Source organism: Microcoleus vaginatus FACHB-2002, assembly GCF_040004035.1.
GTDB classification, from domain to species: domain Bacteria; phylum Cyanobacteriota; class Cyanobacteriia; order Cyanobacteriales; family Microcoleaceae; genus Microcoleus; species Microcoleus vaginatus_C.
This window is the reverse complement of sequence record NZ_JAMPLN010000008.1, coordinates 17,540-36,543: the sequence shown is the minus strand read 5'-3', so window position 1 is coordinate 36,543 and position 19,004 is coordinate 17,540. Positions and strand designations below refer to the sequence as shown.

11 protein-coding genes are annotated in these 19,004 nt (G+C 44.4%); 6 read left to right on the top strand and 5 right to left on the bottom strand.

Features of this window, described 5'->3' with window-relative positions; translation table 11 throughout:
- Window positions 1–639 carry an IS630 family transposase gene (locus NDI35_RS09410; protein ID WP_445312504.1) on the bottom strand — a complete coding sequence of 213 codons (639 nt, stop codon included), beginning with the start codon at window positions 637–639 and terminating at the stop codon, window positions 1–3.
- Window positions 640–1,001: 362 nt separating this feature from the next.
- Here NDI35_RS09410 and NDI35_RS09405 point away from each other — a divergent pair, with 362 nt between their 5' ends.
- A complete protein-coding gene (locus NDI35_RS09405) occupies window positions 1,002–1,412 on the top strand; it encodes a hypothetical protein (protein ID WP_445312503.1) in 411 nt (136 codons plus the stop codon).
- Window positions 1,413–1,653: 241 nt separating this feature from the next.
- On the opposite strand, the gene NDI35_RS09400 is transcribed toward NDI35_RS09405, so the two are convergent.
- Window positions 1,654–2,193, bottom strand: a complete 540-nt coding sequence (locus NDI35_RS09400) for a Dps family protein (RefSeq protein WP_445312502.1) — start codon at window positions 2,191–2,193, stop codon at window positions 1,654–1,656.
- A 943-nt stretch (window positions 2,194–3,136) separates the two neighbouring features.
- Between NDI35_RS09400 and hetZ the strand changes: the two genes are divergently transcribed.
- The 3 genes from hetZ (at window position 3,137) to NDI35_RS09385 (ending at window position 8,093) form a co-directional block, all read left to right on the top strand.
- Window positions 3,137–4,318, top strand: a complete 1,182-nt coding sequence (hetZ, locus tag NDI35_RS09395; protein ID WP_445312501.1) for a heterocyst differentiation protein HetZ — start codon at window positions 3,137–3,139, stop codon at window positions 4,316–4,318.
- Window positions 4,311–5,381 carry a hypothetical protein gene (locus tag NDI35_RS09390; RefSeq protein WP_445312500.1) on the top strand — a complete coding sequence of 357 codons (1,071 nt, stop codon included), beginning with the start codon at window positions 4,311–4,313 and terminating at the stop codon, window positions 5,379–5,381. The genes hetZ and NDI35_RS09390 overlap by 8 nt, the downstream gene beginning before the upstream one ends.
- 348 nt (window positions 5,382–5,729) lie before the next feature.
- Window positions 5,730–8,093 carry a transglutaminase TgpA family protein gene (locus tag NDI35_RS09385; protein WP_445312499.1) on the top strand — a complete coding sequence of 788 codons (2,364 nt, stop codon included), beginning with the start codon at window positions 5,730–5,732 and terminating at the stop codon, window positions 8,091–8,093.
- Between the two features lie 1,324 nt (window positions 8,094–9,417).
- Here the strand turns inward: NDI35_RS09385 and NDI35_RS09380 are convergent.
- A complete protein-coding gene (locus NDI35_RS09380) occupies window positions 9,418–10,200 on the bottom strand; it encodes a calcium-binding protein (protein ID WP_445312498.1) in 783 nt (260 codons plus the stop codon).
- Window positions 10,201–10,510: 310 nt separating this feature from the next.
- A complete protein-coding gene (locus tag NDI35_RS09375) occupies window positions 10,511–10,702 on the bottom strand; it encodes a hypothetical protein (RefSeq protein ID WP_445312497.1) in 192 nt (63 codons plus the stop codon).
- Between NDI35_RS09375 and NDI35_RS09370 the strand changes: the two genes are divergently transcribed.
- Window positions 10,701–13,085 carry a GAF domain-containing protein gene (locus tag NDI35_RS09370; protein WP_445312496.1) on the top strand — a complete coding sequence of 795 codons (2,385 nt, stop codon included), beginning with the start codon at window positions 10,701–10,703 and terminating at the stop codon, window positions 13,083–13,085. The two genes, NDI35_RS09375 and NDI35_RS09370, sit on opposite strands and share 2 nt — an antisense overlap.
- Here NDI35_RS09370 and NDI35_RS09365 read toward each other — a convergent pair.
- Window positions 13,075–13,203 carry a hypothetical protein gene (locus tag NDI35_RS09365; RefSeq protein ID WP_445312495.1) on the bottom strand — a complete coding sequence of 43 codons (129 nt, stop codon included), beginning with the start codon at window positions 13,201–13,203 and terminating at the stop codon, window positions 13,075–13,077. The two genes, NDI35_RS09370 and NDI35_RS09365, sit on opposite strands and share 11 nt — an antisense overlap.
- 184 nt (window positions 13,204–13,387) lie before the next feature.
- On the opposite strand from NDI35_RS09365, the gene NDI35_RS09360 reads away from it, so the two are divergent.
- Window positions 13,388–18,844 (top strand): trifunctional serine/threonine-protein kinase/ATP-binding protein/sensor histidine kinase, encoded by a 5,457-nt coding sequence (locus NDI35_RS09360; protein WP_445312494.1) that lies wholly within the window; start codon window positions 13,388–13,390, stop codon window positions 18,842–18,844.
- Window positions 18,845–19,004 lie beyond the last annotated feature (160 nt).

Below are 19,004 nucleotides of genomic sequence, written 5' to 3'. Positions count from 1 at the left end.
CTATTGTTTTTTTCCGACGGGTTTTATCCCCTTCAATGTAATCATTCTGCCCTGCATAGTAATCAATCCAAATCTACTCTCGTCCTGACACCATATCCTTACAGGCTGTCCTGTTCCGAAATATTTAATCATTACTTTGATAATCTCCCACAGTTTTTTTTTGAAGTTGGTCTGTGCAACTTCGTTCACCTTATTGCTTTGGGGTCTTGGCACTTTGAGGTAAGATTTTAATTTATAATGAACTAGGTCATGTACGACTTTATAGCTCACTTTGATCCCGCATTCTTTTTCGAGCCATATCTGTAATTTGCCATAACTTGTTTCCCCCTCTGGTTTTTGCAGTTTTTTGATTAATTTTTCTCTGACTTCCGGTGGTATATGTGGAGTCTTCCCGGGAGCTTTTTTAACTGTGAGTAATGAGGTAATTCCACCTTGTTTGTAAGCTCTTAACCAACGATATATTGTTGATTCGTCTCGCTTCAGCATCGTGGCTAATTCTTCTCTTGTTTTGATTTTTTTGGTGGCAATCCAGTATAATAGCAGTAATTTTTCTTTACTTACGGAGGTTATAGCCCGTTCGAGTCGATGCTCTAGTTCCTCAACCGTTTCCTGAATTTCTACCTTAAATTTGTTGGCCATATTGCATCTCCTCTACTTTTAGCCTAAATTTAGTGTACCTTCATAGTGAATTGGTATCAGTTGATATAAATGAAAAAGACTTCCTCACAGGTGGATTTTATAACTCCACCATCGAACGAGAAGTTTAGACAGCATTAGTTTATAAATATTTTATAGGCAATGCCAGCTCATCTCTAATCCGCCGCGTTTTTTTGCAAAAGTCGGCGGTTACAACGGCAAACTTAAACTAGAAAACGCTTAAGGCTGCGAAGACTGGGAACTTAACCTCCGCATAGCCGAACATTATCAATTTAAAGTCGTGCCAGAATACTTAGTTGGCAATCTGCCGATAGCCAACTAAGTATTCTGGCAACTATGCAGCAATGGCAAAATCTCACTCTTTAATTATGGCAGATGTCCGGCGGCAACATCCCGGAATTCCCAGCAGCATTTATCGCTGGTCTAGCAGCAATTTTTACATTTACTTAGCTGTTAAAAGCAACCGCAGCGGCAATCACCGCAGTACATTATCTTGGCTGTACCGAGCTTTCAAAGAAGATTTATCTATGGCACTTTTGCGCCATAATTTGTATCGGCTCTTAATAGAAAGTATATTAAAAATAATAGTTACACCGCTAACTGCATCAGGGTTAGAGTTAAAACCAGCATCTGAATCGAGTGAAGGGACGACACTGGCGAGGATTGAGACGCGGACGAAGGCTCACAGAATGTTGCCGTCGCAGGTATACGAAAGAATGCGATTCAACAGTTTAGGAAATCTAAAATCTAAATAAAACCAACATTGAAAAACCCGGTTTTTTGAATAAACCGGGTTTTATAGGAAGGTAGAGGGTGTTTAATTATGCCAGCTTACTCAATCAAGAATCAGGAAAGAGGGTTAAATAAAAACATCTAAGTTTTCCATTCTTCCTTCTTCCTTCTTCCGACTTCCATCCAACTGACATCCGTTACATCCGTTACATCCGCCCTTGCGAATCCGTTGCCGAACTTCCTTCTTCCTTCTACTTAATCTCTCTAAGCGTGAGAAGCTGTAGCCGTTTGAGCTTTTGGGTGCTGGCCGTCTGGCGCAAGGGATTCCCCTTCAATAAACGAGCGCAACATCCAAGCCATTTGCTCGTGCTGTTCCATCAAACCAGTCAAAAAGTCTGCGGTGCCGTCATCTTTAAACTCTTCACCGCACTGTTCGACGTGTTTGCGGAGATTGCGAATAATCAGTTCGTGGTCGTCAACTAAACGCGACACCATCTCGGTCGCTAAAGGCAAATCGCCGATATGTTCTTGAATCGAGCCATACTTCAGAAAACCCTCAGCAGTACCAATTGGATAGCCACCTAAAGTTCTCACCCGTTCAGCCATAGCATCGATATTTAATGTTAACGCCTGATAGTGTTCTTCCCACAACTGGTGGAGCGATCTAAACTGTGGGCCAACTACATCCCAGTGATACTTTTTGGTTTTGATTAACAGCAGATAAGCATCTGCCAGGTCGTGATTCAATAGTTCGATAACGCCTGCACGTTGCTCGTCAGATAGACCTATGTTTAACTTACGCATTGAAAATTGTTCCTTCAACTCTAACTTTACTATTAGAACAAATTTCGCCAGCCACTTACATCAACCCAGAGGACGATGGAAGACGAGCGAACTTTAGTAAAATATCAGCATTTCAGGTGAAAGTAATCGCAATATTGATACCCTTAGATAGATGCAATGAAACTTATTGTTCCGGAACCCCTTTGTTTGGCGAGCACACCGATTGGGCGGCAGGTGAGCCCCCGCTCAATCCGGCTATAAAAAGGCTGCACTCTGATTGTTAGTAAAAATAAAGGAATTTATGTCGAAGTTAACGAACATCACACACACTTAATTGTGCGATCGGGTTTAAATGACGGCATAAGGGACTTGCAATTAAATATAACCCTATTTATCCTAGAAGGCTAGGAAACAGATGTTCGGACATGAGCGCTTCTGATCAGTGTGATTGGGATGCTACAAATGATATTGAGTCAAACCGTTAGATAGACGTTCAAGGATGCTGCCAAGAAACAGACGGGCGATCGCCGTCGAGACTTTATGGCAAAAGTGGCTGAAGACCCGGATCAAATACAGCCGTGAAACCCTTGGCCCCATCTAGTAGACCGAAAGAGAGAACCTGTTTGCTCGCTTCACCTTCAGCAAGACTTGGGCTGCTGTGACCACCACAATGACTAGAGTGAAGGTATCAACGGCAGTGTAGCGTTTTCGGCTCGCATGAAGGCTTTGTCAAACCCAACACTCTGATGAAGCATCGTTGCAGTGGCAACTGTTTAAACCTGGTTCTTAACGGATGGCGCCTCCAGGACAGATAAAAAAAGCCGTCCTCTGTGTTTGCGCGAAGGAGGAGAAAGAGGGCATTGCAGTTTGTCCTATCTGGGGAATACGGGGTAAAGTAGCGGTAGGAAAGATTTATCCATACTTTTACTAACTGTGGTACTTTCATTGTTAGCTGTAAACCATCATGCGGGAAATCTGCCAGAGCGTGGAAACCATATTTGAACTGCTGTTAGACGAACTCAAAAAGTCCACTCGCGCGTCAGAGCAGAACTGCCAAGATGTAGCAGGGCGACTCGCAGCAGAAGTCAACAGGATATGCACTGAAAGCCAGCGGATTCAAGCCTCCGGAGATATAGAAGGTTCAGCCCAGAGCCTCGCTCAGCACCGCTTGCAACAATGCCTGCATTATTACAATTTAGGCTCCGGGCCCGGGCGAGTAGAATTGCACAGTACCCTCAGCGCGATCGTCTATCGCTACATCACTCCTCCGCAGGTGCAGTCTAGCTATCAGGCGCGAGTAGAACTGATCAAAGATTTTTTGCAAGGATTTTATCTCGAAGCTTTAAAGGCATTCCGGCGCGAAACCCAACTACCACCCACCTACAGTCCCCGCACTCGCTTAGAACTAGCAGAGTACATGGCCTTTGTAGAGCGCTTCGGGAAGCGGCGCATTCCTTTACCTCGGAACCGCAGCCAGCAACTAATTATTTTACGGGCCCAAACCTTTTCCCAGCAGCAGCCCAAAGAAACCTCCGTAGATATGGAACAAGCCGCCGACGGAGGGGCTTCAGATTCCGACCAAACTTGGAACGACACCTCGGTGCACTCGGTGCGGGAAGCGATGGCCGGACAGGGTTCGGCGGCAATTCGCCCCCTAGGCGACGAGTCAGAATCTCTGCGGCAAAACGTGATTGACGAATTAGTGGGTTACTTGAAAGAGCGCAATCAACAAGACTGCGCCGATTATTTCGTGCTGCGCTTGCAAGACTTGCCGACTAATGAAATAGAGTCGCTTTTGGGCATAACTCCCCGCCAAAGAGATTATTTGCAGCAGCGCTTCAAGTACCATTTGCTCAGGTTCGCCATGTCGCACCGCTGGGAACTCGTTCACCAGTGGCTGGAAGCAGACTTAGATCGAAATCTAGGTTTGCTGCCTTCTCAGTGGCAGGCTTTTGGCGAGCAAATTGGCCCAGAAGGACAGCGTTTGCTAAAGTTGAAACAACAAGGTCTGTCAGAGTCAGCGATCGCGCAAAGCCTCGGCAGCACGGTAGCCCAGGTACAGAAACGGTGGTTTAAATTGCTGGAACTTGCCTGGGAATTGCGAAATCGTTCAGATTCCGGAGAAGGGGCATCTAGTGATGAATAACGAAACGAACAGGGATGCAGAGGCTTTCGATCGCCATTTTTTAGACTGGATATTGCAGGCGCCGATCGCGAATGCCTCTAACGAAGATGAGGAAAACCTCAATCCATCCCCTCGCTCAGAAGAGTGGGGCGACACAGAAGAGAATTCCGGGGTGGAATACTGGGAATGGGACGAACCAGACCCGCTGGACTATCAAGTGGGGGCGCACAGCAATGCACCCGCACAACCGCAGACAATTGGAGAAATACCGACCGTGCAAGACCGTTTTCAGACCTTGTTAAAAGAAAGGCTTAGAGCCGAAATTGAATCCAACCCGCCGCTGTTCCCCTGGGAAACAGAATTCAAAAGCTACGACCACGATTACCCAGACGATGTAGCCCCGCAATGGGTTCCCCCCCTACACCTCTGGACTCCCCAACTACAAAATATCAGGTGGGGCCGCCTGCCAATTCCGATCGCCCAAAAGGTTTTTGCTCAACTGCTAGAACCTTGTCAGGAACTGGTAATGTCGTCGCTGCGGGAAGGCTCAAAGTTAGTGCGCGCTGTAGATGGCTTATTTCCGGGCCAGTCTCAGGAACTCAACGAATTAGCTAGTTTAGTGCTCCGAGGTTCTTTGCGGGGACTTCTAGATTTAGAAGATTTCCCGAATTACGAAGCAGCGAGTACCGATCAACAAATGGTGCTGTCGCTGTTGGCAGCCAGGGAAATCATTGATTCTCTAACTTTGGATTGTCCTGTGAATCAGCCGCCGGTTTCGCGGGAGTGGCTGACTGGTTTGGGTTCGCTGACTCTGGAGGCTCAATACCTGTCGAACCGCAACAGAGAACAACCAATGCCGTGTTTAAGAGTTGACTGCCAATTTCCGGGGGCAGGAAGTTTGGAACTAAAGGGAGAAGATGCCGAAGCAACTGCACATCGTCCGAATTCCGGGCATTTAAGTGTGGAGTTGTTTGACCCACAACCGAACAAGACTTATGCTCTAGAAGTTCGATTCCAAAACTTCGAGACCAGACCTTTGATGTTTGCTATTCGTCCAATTTGGGCAGGACAAGATAGCAACTAGAAAGGGGTAATTAGAGTAAATAATTTAGGTTTTTACTCGCTGGTTTGACCTCACACAAAAACAAATGCAATTCCCCGACTTCGGTCGTGGAAAGCCAAAAAAATTAGATGTTAGTTGAAGCGCCCAGATTCATCAGTGAAGTTAATCTGTGGATTCAATCTAAAATCGTTTGACAGGGAAATAAGATTTAGAGATTAGTTAAAACCCAGATTTATCTGTGGATTAAATCTAAAATCTAAAAGCGTTTGACAGGGAAATAAGGTTTAGAGATTAGGTCAAACCCAGATTTATCTGTGGATTTAATCTAAAATCTAAAATCTAAAATCTACAATAGTTGGATGGGTGCACATGACAACTGATAACCTGCGAAATATACCTGTTTTGGGTAAGCTGTGGGAGCAGATTGAGGCCATGCCTCCGCCGGTGATTGAGGATTCTTTACTGCTGCGAATCCTAGTTCAGTTGTTGGTAATTGTGGGAATTGTAGCTACTGACGTTGCTGCTGAAGAAGCCCTGAACCTGTGGGCTGTGCCTGTTAGTATTGTGGGAGCAACTTGGAGTTGGTATCGCCGCCGCGATCGCAATGTAGCTGCTAAGTTCTGCATAGCTATTGGAATGCTGGTGGCGCTGTTCGCTTTTTTTAGCCGCTTGGTGGGAGAATTGAATGATACGCGGTTAGTTTTGGCGCAACTGTTAATCCAACTTCAAGTTCTGCACAGTTTTGATTTGCCTCGTCGCAAGGATTTAGGCTACTCGATGGTAATCGGGCTAATTTTGTTAGGGGTAGCAGCGACTCTCAGCCAAACCTTGACTTTTGCGCCGCTGTTGTTCGTGTTTTTGGCTTTAGCGCTTCCGACTTTAGTTTTGGATTATCGATCGCGCTTGGGATTTGTGAAGCCAGAAGCCATTGGCGAAAAAGCACAAGGTAAAGGGAAAAATGAAAGCCTGTCGCTATTTGCTGCTACTTTATCCCCAAAGAATTTTGCTTGGCTGCTGCTGATAACTGTCGGGTTGGGGCTGACTATTTTTGCGTTTTTGCCACGCCTCCCTGGCTATCAGTTGCGGACTTTTCCGGTGAGTGCTCCTATTGAATATCAGGGGGAGTTTGACGAGCGCAGCATTCTGAATCCGGGGTATGTTAGAGGGGGAAATGAAAAAGGGACTGGCGGAGGAAGGGGGAGAAACCCAGACTCTGGGCCAGGAGAGGTAGACTCTACTTTTTATTACGGTTTCAACCAGCGCATTAATCAAAATTTGCGGGGGGAAATGAAACCCCAAGTGGTGATGCGGGTGCGATCGCAGGCTGCGGGTTTTTGGCGGGTATTAGGCTTTGACAAATACACCGGTCAGGGTTGGGAAATTTCTCGCAACGAACAAGCTCAAAAGGTTACTAGACCTCGCTGGTCTTATCAATTTTATTTGAATCCTTTTCCCAATGCGCCTCGGACTCAAGAGGTGATTCAAAGTTATACTATTGTTGCTCCATTGCCTAATTTGATTCCGGCTTTAAACAAGCCGAAGGAGCTTTATTTTCCCAGTCCAGAGGTGGCCGTTGATGCGGAGGGGGGTTTGCGAGCGCCTGCGGAATTGGGAGAGGGTGTGACTTATACAGTTATTTCTAATGTACCTTTTCGCGATCGCTCTTTGTTGGGGAAAACTGGCACTAATTACCCGAAAAATATTCGCAACTTCTATTTGGATGTGCCGCCGAAAATTGCCCAGAAGGTGCGAGAAAAAACAGAAGAAATATTGGCGGCAAGAACTAGAGTAGCTCAGTCGGACAGACCGATCGATTCTCCCTACGAAAAAGCTTTGTACTTAGCTCAATATTTGAAGCAAAACCCTAATTATAAAATAGAAAAAGCTTTGCCTTACTTAGAGGAAGGTGAAGATTTAGTGGAGGGTTTTCTGTTTGGTTACAAAAATACCCAGGATGGCAAAAAAGTTACAGGTGGATATCCCGACCACTTTTCGACGGTACTGACAATTATGCTAAGATCGATCGGGATTCCGGCGCGACTGGCGGGCGGCTTCGATACGGGGGAATTTAACCCGTTTACTGGTTACTACGTTGTGAAAAATACCGATGCTTTTTTGATGACGGAGGTATATTTTCCCAATAACGGCTGGTTTGGTTTTAATCCGATTCCCGGTTATCCGCTGATTCCGGCTTCGGTGGAAGACAACCAGACTTTTAGTGCGCTGGAATCGTTTTGGAAGTGGGTCGCGGGTTGGCTACCGACTCCTCTCAGAAGCGGGCTCGATTCAGTCATAGGTTTTGTAATTGGCTGGATAACTTTGATTGTGGGCTGGTTTCTGGGACAGTTTGCTAAGGGTTGGGTGGGGTTATTTACTGGTTTGATTGCTGCGATCGCCTTTGGCTTTATTGGCTGGTTAATTTGGCAACTGTGGCGCAAGTGGCGCCACCGCCGCTGGCTGGCGAAGTTGCCGCCGGTGGAGGGGGTTTATCAGGAAATGTTGAAGGATTTGGCGAGTAGGGGATTTGCCAAGCAGAAAGCTCAAACGCCTTTGGAATATGCTGAGGCAATGCGCGGCAATCATGCAACTGATGAAGCTGAGGTGATTGATGAAGTTTCGCAAGCTTACGTGCGGTGGAAGTATGGCGGCGAAGCGGGTAATTTGAACCAGTTGCGGCAGTTGGTGGAAAACTTGAGGCGATCGCACTTGAAGAAACTCAAAAAGTTAAGATAAAAATCGGCGATAGAAAGAGACTGTTGGCGAATGTCTGATGGGTCAAACCCATCAGACATTCGCCGTCCTGAATAGGCAGAATGAGGGTGTAATCAGACACCATATTACAGCACTTTCCGATGCTATGAGGTACAGTAGGAGCAATGAGTGAACCAATGTCTTAAAGGGTTCGGATTCATCAAATTAAGGGCAACTGCTATGATCATGTCAATCATCTCTGGGGTCTTGGGAGAAAACATTCGCAAAGAATATTTAAGCTGCGACTACCCTATTTTAATAGGATTAAAATCAGGAGACTAAGGGGATAAACAAATAACCCTTGCACCTACGCTTTCAATCATTGAATTGATTGAGGTTACTTTATGGGCGGGTAAATTATCCATTACTACTACCGCACAAGAGCCACAACTGACGGCATAAAAACTTCTCAATAAATACAGAAAATGCTGCACCGTCCATTGAGTCCTTCAGGGTCATTACTGCCAGCACTTTCTTAAGATTCATTGCGCCAATAGCTGTGACGAACGCTCCTCGATAAAATGGTTTAATTCCTCCTATTCTTATCCCCAAAGGAGAATGGGCATGACTGCTAGCCAAACGAGCGCATCATCGCTGTTTCGTCTAAAAATACGCTTGTTTTGGGCCTCGATATTTCGGATTTTTTCCCAATACTCAACTCTGAGTTTTTGTACTCTTTCTGTTCCGGCTTGGCTACTGTACCATGTTTTTTTTTCGAGTGAGTCCTAATTTTTGTTTGGGGCGACACAGGCAGTCCGACTCACCCATTTTCCAGTCTTCTGCCCCCATAATTCACACAATTCGCTCAAAGTAGCATCGGGATGACTAGCTAAAGCATTCTCTCACTTCCGTTTCTGCATCAGTTAAATGACTGAATCGGGGTTTTCCCCTCTGTTTGGGAAGTAAATTTTCCTCAGTTTGTTGTTGGTTGACCAGTTTTTGAACTAGACTTTTAGTAACGCCAAACCGGGCAGCTACTTTTCTCGCTTGACATCTTCTCTGCCAAGTTCGCTGTCACTATTTTTGAGCTGAGGTCTAAAAAATAGGATTTTATGAGCTTTAGCTATCAGGTGCTTTTCACTTAATTGAACCTCATAAAATCGGAAAGTGCTGTATATACTTTCCCCGATTTTGAATTTCTACTTTTAGATGAGGCTAAAAAACCTCTAAAGGCATAAATGTTTTAATATCAATGCTGCAAAGTACGGTGGCGTATAGATAGATTGCCCCCTATCTGTAGGGACACGGCAGTGCCGTGTCCCTACCCGGAACTCGCTCTAGAGCTCGTCTAATTACCTACAAATAACTAAGCTAAAAACTGGAATTGAGAACCGTTAACTGCCAATGCAAACGGACTCGCTTGTTCAAATGCACCGAGAAGTTCAAAGTTGTTGGTGTTTAAAACTACCCCCACAATCTGTCCGGTAATTATGTTTTCAATCACCATGTCGTTGATAATTCCGTCGTTATCGTAATCAATCAAATTGTCGTCTTCAAAGAAAAGGTCTAGTTCTGTTAAACCGTCCGTCAAACCGATGCGATCGCCCTCGTCAAAGTTAAAATCGGTAATGACATCTGCTGCATTTATACCAAATGCTTCATCGTTGCTTCTGATCACGAATATGTCAGCACCGAGACCTCCCGTGAGCAGGTCAATTCCCCGATCGCCCACCAAGAAATCGTCGCCCTCATTGCCGACTAAATCGTCGTCTCCTTGCCCTCCCCGGAGGATATCGTTCCCGAAACCTCCAAAGATAATGTCATTTCCGGCGTCGCCCCTAACTACATCGTTGCCCTCATTTCCCTCCAAGAGGTCGGTATCTTTACCGCCGTAAATTATGTCATTTCCGCCCCCACCAGCGATAATATCATTGCCGTTATTTCCTAACAGACGTTCGTTGGAATCCGACGAACCTCCTATAGTATCGTTGCCGTCGAGTCCCCAAACTCCCCAAGGAAAAGACGATAAATTTCCCTCCCTTACGTCAATATCATCTGATGTAGCGAATGCCAAAAGACGTGGACCGCCCCCAGCAAATACAGGAAATCCCGTCACATCGGCAATGAGATTGTTAACCGTTAAAGCCATAACTATGTCCTTTCAAAAATCCTGTTAGCTGTATTATATATGTTAATTCTTGCATTGCCAAATAGCAACTAATATTTGAATTTATGTTGCACGTTTATTTGCTAAATTAGTGACCAGCCGCCAGCTTGCCAATTATTAATTACCAATTACCAATTACCAATTACCAATTACCAGGGCTGTGCTTCCTTCAACCCAAACCTGCTATAGATATCGCATCAGAGTCAAATAGCATTAGTTGCTGACACTATCCGCTACTGTCTACCGCTTATAATGGGTGTTACCCCCCAGGCGGTAAACACGTTAATATCACCTATAACGTCGAGACTGACAGGTTGTTTGTGAAGAAAAGTAAAAGTCCCTGGGCCCATCCTCCGAGAAAAAACCCAGCTTCCGATACCCACACACAAACTTTACAAACAGGCTCTAAGTTCTTTACAAAGCCATAATCGTCGATCGCTGACATTTTTTGGCAAAATCCACTGCTTTCAGGTGTTTTACTCATGTCTACTCCTAAATCGTCTTCCCATCAAAACAACAACAACTCCGTAAAATCGACAGCGACAGATATCGTCCCAACAAAGCAAGACAGTAACAACCTGCCCAGCGAACCAAGTATAGAACAGCTACTGGAAGCTTTGGCGGGCCAAGTACCCAGTCAATCTTCTGAAATTGAACCCTTGAAAACGTGGAAACAAGATTTACAGCGATTGTTTCAATTTCTCGGCGACCGCCGTGTTTTAATCGCAGTAATGCAACCAGGAAGTTTTGCCCTGCGGTACGCTAACGCAGCATTTTGCCGCTTAGCCGGTTGGGAGGAAACGTCCTTGGCAACTCAATCTACCAACGGTTTGTTTGCAGAAACCGACATCTCTCTGCTGCAACTGTTCGAGGATGGGGACGCTAAAACAGCAGAACAATTGTACCGCCGCCACCTTTTGCACTGGGTATTTAAGCAATATTATCAAATTGACATCGACGGTTTGCGGGTGCTAGACGAACCTGTCACGGCGAGTGTAAAAAACCCCAAACACCGAGAACCCAGATTTATAGAATTTTGGCTGGGTTCGGAACAGTTAAAAATTACTCGAATTGACTCAAAAATAAATGAATTTGCGGATATCCCTTTAAAATTAATGCCTGTTGCGGAACGGGAAGCTTGGCTGATGCAGCCGAATCAACTGGAAAATTTAGCCGATCGATTGCAGTTGGATAATTACCGCGTAGAAGGTTTGCTGCTGCTAGAAGGTTTTGATGTCACTGTGCAGGAGCAAATTCGGCGGCTGACTCAGTTATTGATCGATCAAGATTCGATGCTGCGGCCAGACAAATTTGAGAAAATCGATCGGTGTTTGCGATCGCTTTTCAATGCTGACGGCACTTTGCTGCTGCGACCCGACGGCGAACAGGTACAGCTATTAGTTGCAAAAGACGGCCAAAATTTGCAGCCGATTCTTTATTCAATGCACTCCCTAGAAGCTTCTCACTTTTTGAAGGCCACAGCAGCAAATCAAGTTTGGAATGTGCCAGACTTGCGTAGGGAGTGCGAAACCGAGTGCGATCGAACTTTGCGGAGAATGGGAACTCGATCGATGCTGCTGGTGCCCCTGGTAGTCAAATCCGTCACCCGTGAGGGGTGCGGGGTGCGGATTTTGGGAGTCGTGGGGCTGTTGTGCGATCGGCCAAACCACTTCAACGGCATTGACGCTCAACACGCCCAAGAACTCATTCCCGCCTTCATTGCAGCCCTGCGGCAAGCCATCCAGGAGCGGTTTACCCACATTCACAACATCCACCCCGCAGTCGAGTGGCGGTTCGCCCAAGAAGCAGAAAGGCGAAGTTGGGGACTGCCTCCAGAAACAATCGTATTTGCTGACGTTCATCCGCTGTACGGAATTTCGGACATTCGCGGTTCTAGCGACGAAAGAAACCGAGCCATTCAAACTGATTTGCTCGAACAATTCCGCTTAGGTTTAGTCATAGTTGATGCCGTTTGCGAAACACAAACTACCCACCTCGGCGAGCAACTGCGGCTCGACTTGCTCGACTACATCCAGCATTTAAAACAAAAAGTAACAGTCGATATGGAGGTGCGAGCCGCCGAGTATTTAAACGAGCATTTAGAAGTATATTTTGACTATTTTGTGCAGTGCGGGCCCAAGGTTCAGGCAGCCGTTGAAGCTTACCAAGCAGCCTGTGAAAATGAACATAACTGCGTTTACAGCGATCGCAATCGCTACGACCAAATGCTGAACTTAATCAGCACCAAACTCCAAGAAACCTGGGCCCGCTGGCAAGAAAAAATGCAGCAAATTTTGCCCCACTACTGCGACATCGAATGCACCGACGGCATGGATCACATGATTTATGTAGGAAAATCGATCGATCCCAAATTTAGTCAGTTTCACCTACACAGTTTGCGGTACGAACAACTGCGAGCTATTTGCGATTGTGGTCGCACAGTTTTTCGCCTGCAAGCCGAGTCTCAAATTAACATGGAACTCGCACATTTAGTATTAGTGCAGAATACCACGATCGACATTTTTCACAACGAAAATACTGAAAAAATGTTTGATGTCAAAGGCACTCGCGACATCCGCTACGAACTTGTCAAAAAGCGGATTGAAAAAGCCGTTGACAAAGACGCACAAGAGCGGATTACCCAGTCGGGGATGTTGACTGTCGTTTATTCCACCGAGGAAGAGTGGGAAGAATATCAGCAATACTTGCGCTACTTGTCTCGCGAAGGTTGGGTAGAGCCAAAAGTTCAGACGGGCATGGTAGAATCACAACAAGGAGTTAGCGGTTTAAAATTCGCCCGCGTGCGTATTTTGCCTGAACCGGAATCTATTTCTACTATCTGTGAAGTTACAGTAGTCAGCGATTGATAACCCGTTCAATTGCCTGTTTGAGACCCAGTGCGTTCGCTCCCATCTCCTGTTGTTTGACGCGGAGTGCGATCGCTCCCATCCCCCTGAAAAACGGTGCAGCGAAAGCATTCGGCACTCACACACAAGACCAATATTACATATAATATGTTGGTTGACACAAACGAGCAAGCCCACATTTTCACTTAGTGTATATTCCGTGTGATTTGGAATCGCCCAATACACGATCGGAATCACATAAAATCCAGATTAAGTAGTGTTAATCTAATAATAATTAGATCCAGTAATTTCTAAGTTAAGTGATGTTAACCTTATCAGAATACCAAATAAATTCTACTCTGCACGAAGGCGTCGAAACAATAATCTATCGCGGACAAACACCGACAGACGCGCCCCCAGCAATTCTGAAAGTCCTCAAAGCCGAATATCCCACCCTCGAAGCCATCACCAGGCTCAAACACGAATATCAAATCCGCCAAAATTTAGACAGCGAACAAATCGTCAAAGCCATCAGTCTCGAAACATTTGACCACCGATTAGGAATCATTTTAGAAGACTTTGGCGGCGAATCCCTCGCAAAACTGCTGGAAAGAGAAACCTTGAGCCTGCAAGCAAATTTAAACATCGCCATCCAAATAGTCAAAGCCTTACAATACCTGCATTTTCAGCACATTATTCACAAAGACATCAAACCCAGCAACATCATAATTAACTCGCAAACAAAACAAGTAAAACTCACCGACTTCGGTATTGCTACAAAACTCAACAAAGAAAACCCGCAATTTAACAACCCCAACTCAGTCGAAGGCACCTTAGCCTATATGTCACCGGAACAAACCGGGAGAATGAACCGCACCCTCGACTACCGCACAGACTTTTATTCCCTTGGTATCACATTATATGAAATGCTGACAGGAAAATTGCCTTTCCCCAGCAACGACCCCTTAGAAATAGTTTATAGCCACATCGCAGTTCAACCAATATATCCCCATCAAATTAATTCAGAAATACCTGTCGCTATCTCTGAGATAGTGATGAAATTGATGGCCAAAAATGCCGAAGATAGATATCAAAGTGCGGCCGGATTGTTAGCCGACTTAGAAATTTCTTTGCATCAGTTAGAAACCACCGGAGAAATTGCCGACTTCATCCCCGGACGCTTAGATATTCTCAGCCAATTGTTAATCCCCCAAAAATTGTACGGTCGGGAAAATCAGGTTAATGAATTGCTAGCAGCCTTTGAACGTGTAAGAGCGGGTTTAGCTAACAATTTGTTAGAAAAACCAGCAACCTTAGAAAAAAAGTCGGCCCCATCAGGAAGCAGCGAATTAATGCTAGTATCAGGCTACTCAGGCATCGGTAAATCAGCCGTAGTCAACGAAGTTAGCAAGCCAATTACCAGGTCAAAAGGTTACTTTATCAGCGGCAAATTTGACCAATTAAAACGCAACATTCCTTATGCCTCATTAATCCAAGCATTTAACTCCTTGCTGCGGCAATTGCTAACAGAAAGTGCACTTTCATTAGAAATATGGCGCCGTAAAATTTTAACAGCAGTGGGAACAGACGGCCAAGTAATTGCCGACGTAATTCCAAAAGTTGAATTAATCATCGGCAAACAGCCAGAAGTCCCAGAACTCGCCCCTGTAGAATCCCAAAATCGATTCAATCGGGTATTCAAAGAATTTATTCGCGTTTTCGCCCAAAAAGAACACCCCCTAGTTATCTTTTTAGACGATTTGCAGTGGGCAGATTCAGCAACATTAAAGTTGATGCAAATACTGATAACTGACCCTGACCAGGAATATTTGTTGCTTATCGGTGCCTATCGAGACAATGAAGTTAGTCCCACCCACCCTTTAATTCAGACTGTAGAAGAAATTGAAAAAACTGGTACAATAGTCAACAATATCGTGTTGCAACCGCTGGATTTAGTAAATGTGACGGAATTAGTCACTGAAACACTTAACACTTGCACAGAAAAAGTAACAAATCTAGCCGATTTAATTTGGAATAAAACGGGTGGGAATCCTTTTTTCTTGACCCAATTACTCCAAGCACTTTATCAAGACTCTCTTTTGAAATTTGAATTTAATCACATTACCAATGAGGGAAGTCAAAGTGGCTGGTATTGGAGTATCGATGAAATCCAAGCCATTGGAATCACCGATAAAAGTGTGGTGGAACTGGTAGCTTCTCGCATTGAAAAGCTGCCCGCACCCACACAAGAAGTGTTGAAGCTAGCAGCTTGCGTGGGAGATAAATTTGCTCTAGATGTGCTGTCACTTGTTAGCGAAAAGTCAGCTAATACTACAGCTACTGAACTTTATTCAGCTTTGCAAGCAGGGTTAATTCTGCCTTTGAGCGATGCCTATCGCATTCCTTTAGTTTTCGATCGAGCCGAATCAATCAATCTCAAGTTAGACACTTCGCGGGTTAGTTACAAATTTTTGCACGATCGCGTTCAGCAAGCCGCCTATTCGCTAATTCCCGAAGACCAAAAGCAATCCACCCATTTAAAGATAGGTCAATTACTGTTACAGAATACTCCCCCAGACAAGCTAGAAGAAAATATCTTTGATATCGTCAATCAATTGAATGTCGGAATAGACACGATTAGCCAGCCAGCAGAAAAGATGCAGTTAGCCCAATTAAATTTAACTGCTGGACGCAAGGGAAAAGCTGCTGCTGCTTATGAAGCTGCTGTTAGGTATTTGCGGGTTGCTATGGAATTATTGCCAGCAGATTCTTGGCAAAGTCACTATGAGTTGACGTTAGCAATTTACGAGTCAACAGCAGAAGCTGAATACTTAAACATCAACTATGAAGATTCAAAAAAGCTGGTTGATATTGTACTGCAAAAATCTAAAAACTTAGTGGACAAAGTGAATGTTTATGAACTTCAAATCCAGTCTTATAACGCTCAAAATAGACTTGTAGAAGCACTCAATACAGGACTGGAAGTGCTGAAACTGTTAGGCATTTCTTTTCCTCAAAACCCCAAGGCGCTAAATATTGTGGCGGGAATGATTAATACAAAACTGAGCTTGGGATTGAAACGAATTGAGGATTTAGCTAACTTGCCAGAAATGACCGATCCCGACAAACAAGCAGCTATGCGGATTTTATCAGGGATTCTCAGCACTGCTGTTCAGGCCAAGCCCTCACTGGTACCGCTGCTGGCATTTAGGATGGTCAAGCTGTGCATTAAATATGGTAATTCGCCTTACGCGAGTATTGCCTACGTTTTTTATGGCGTAGTTATGTACAAGCTAGGGGACAGTAGTTGGGCATACCAATTCGGTCAACTGGCAATTAGGCTGTTAGACAAATTTCCATCCCGTTCAATCAAAAGTAGAGTTTATACACCCTTTGGTTCTTTTATTAACCACTGGAAAGCCTCTGTCAAGTCAGGATTAGACGAGCTCAAAGAAGGTTTTCAAGCTGGGATCGAAACTGGAGAGTTGGAATATGCGGGTTATTCTATAGGTGAATATTGCTTCAAAAAACTATCGATAGGAGAGCCTCTAGATTTGGTGGAGCAGGAGACTGGTAAGTATCTGAAACTAATGCAGCAATCTCAACTAGAAATGGCTGTACAGTATATAAGTATAGGCAGGCAGACAGCCCTCAATTTGCGCGGTCAAGCTGTCGAACCCTGCCATTTAGTCGGCGATAACTTTAATGAATTAAAAACGCTCCCCGTTTTAATAGAAAATAAAAACTTTTTTTTAGTGAGTTTGGTTTATAATGCCAAAACTCAGCTTAATTTTATCTTCAGAAACTACGGAGAAGCCTTGGAAAATTCAAGGCTATTTGAGAAATATGAAGAAGCCACAGCCGGATTTTATGTGGTTTCTCTGAATAATTTTTACTCCTCTCTCAGTATCATAGCTTTGTATCCAGCAACTGGCAAAGGGGAACAAAAGCAATATCTGGAAAAAGTGCTGCAAAACCAAAATAAGATGAAAAAATGGGCAGTTCATGCTCCGATGAACTATCAACACAAATACGACTTGGTAGCAGCGGAAACAGCGCGAGTTTTAGGGCAAAATACCGAAGCCAGGGAATTGTACGATCGCGCAATTGATGGAGCCGCTAAAAACGGTTACATTCAAGAGGAAGCATTAGCCTATGAATTAGCAGGAGAATTTTATCAAGGTTTGGGTAAAGAGATAGTTTCTCAAGCATATCTGACTAAAGCCTATTATGGATATATCCATTGGGGAGCCATAGCTAAAGTTAAACATTTAGAATCAATACATCCTTTCTTAGCAGCACAGACGCGCACAATTCCAACCCCAACCCTCGATGTCACCCGCACTGCCACGGGAAATACTACCAGTAGTAGTTTATGTGATTTCTTAGACTTAGCTACTTTTATTAAGTCGGCGGAAGCCATTAACGGTGAAATAGTTCTCGAAAAATTGTTGACCAAATTAATCAAAATTATTTTAGAAAATGCGGCGGCTCAAAAAGTAGTGCTGCTGCTGCTGAAAAACGAGATCCTCTGCATAGAAGCTACTGGCAGTTTTGCGGAGGATAAAGTGACACTTTTACCGTCTATTCCCGTAGAAAATTGTCAAGATGTTCCCCTGTCTCTGATTAATTACGTACACCGCAGTCAAAAGCATCTGGTTTTAGACAATGCGACTGTCGCCGAACCTTTTAAAGTGGACAACTACATTCAGAAATATCAACCAAAATCAATTCTCTGTTTGCCTATTATTTATCAATCTCAGCGGCGCGGAATAATTTATTTAGAAAATGCTTTGACAGTAGGAGCTTTTACAGCAGAGAGAGTAGAAGTATTCAAAGTGTTAATTTCTCAAGTTGCTATTGCTGTAGAAAATGCTGGTTTGTACGCGCGCGAGAAAGAAAAATCTCAACAGTTAGAAAAATCTTTCAATGAACTGCAACAGGCGCAACTGCAACTCATTCAAAGCGAAAAAATGTCGGCTCTCGGTAACTTGATTGCAGGGGTTGCTCACGAAATTAACAATCCGCTTGGTTTTATTGCGGGCAATCTTGATGCTGCTGCTGAGGCGAGCTTAGATTTGATTGATTGCTTACAACTTTACCAAGAAAAATTTCCTAATCCTGGAGATGAGTTAGAGGATAAAGTATCGGAAATTGATTTAGAATACTTGATCGAAGATTTGCCGAAAATGCTTTTATCTATGAAATCAGGTACAGAGCGCATCCGAAATATTAGCAAGTCTTTGCGGACTTTTTCCCGCGCTGACAGTGCGACTAAAGTGTCAGCAAATATTCATGACGGTATCGACAGCACTTTGATGATTTTACAGTATCGCCTGAAAGCTAAAGATACTCGCCCCGCGATTAAGATTATCAAAGAATACGGAGATATCCCGCCAGTTAAATGTTATTTTGGGCAACTAAATCAGGTATTTATGAATTTGCTGGCAAATGCGATCGAGTGTTTTGACGAATTCAATCAGGGTCGCACTTACGCGGAAATTGAAGCTTTACCGAATACGATCGCCATTATCACTCATATCGGGGAGGATAACAACAGCGTGGTGATTAAAATTAAAGATAACGGTCAAGGGATGTCATCAGAGGTCAAGTCGAAAATATTTGACCATTTATTTACTACCAAAGGAGTAGGGAAAGGTACTGGTTTGGGGTTGTCTATCAGCAGGCAAATTGTGGAAGAAACCCACGGCGGTAAACTAACTTGCGAATCGGTGCTGGGAGAAGGTTCAGAATTTACGATCGCCCTTCCCCTGAATTAAGATTATGGAACTATGGCGTGTTTTAAAACCCGGAGCTCCCCCCTAACCCCCCTTAATAAGGGGGGGACAAGAGCATACTCAAAGTCCCCCTTTTTAAGGGGGGTTTAGGGGGATCGAGACTCGGCTAAAAACGGCACAACACATATATGAAAATTTGTCA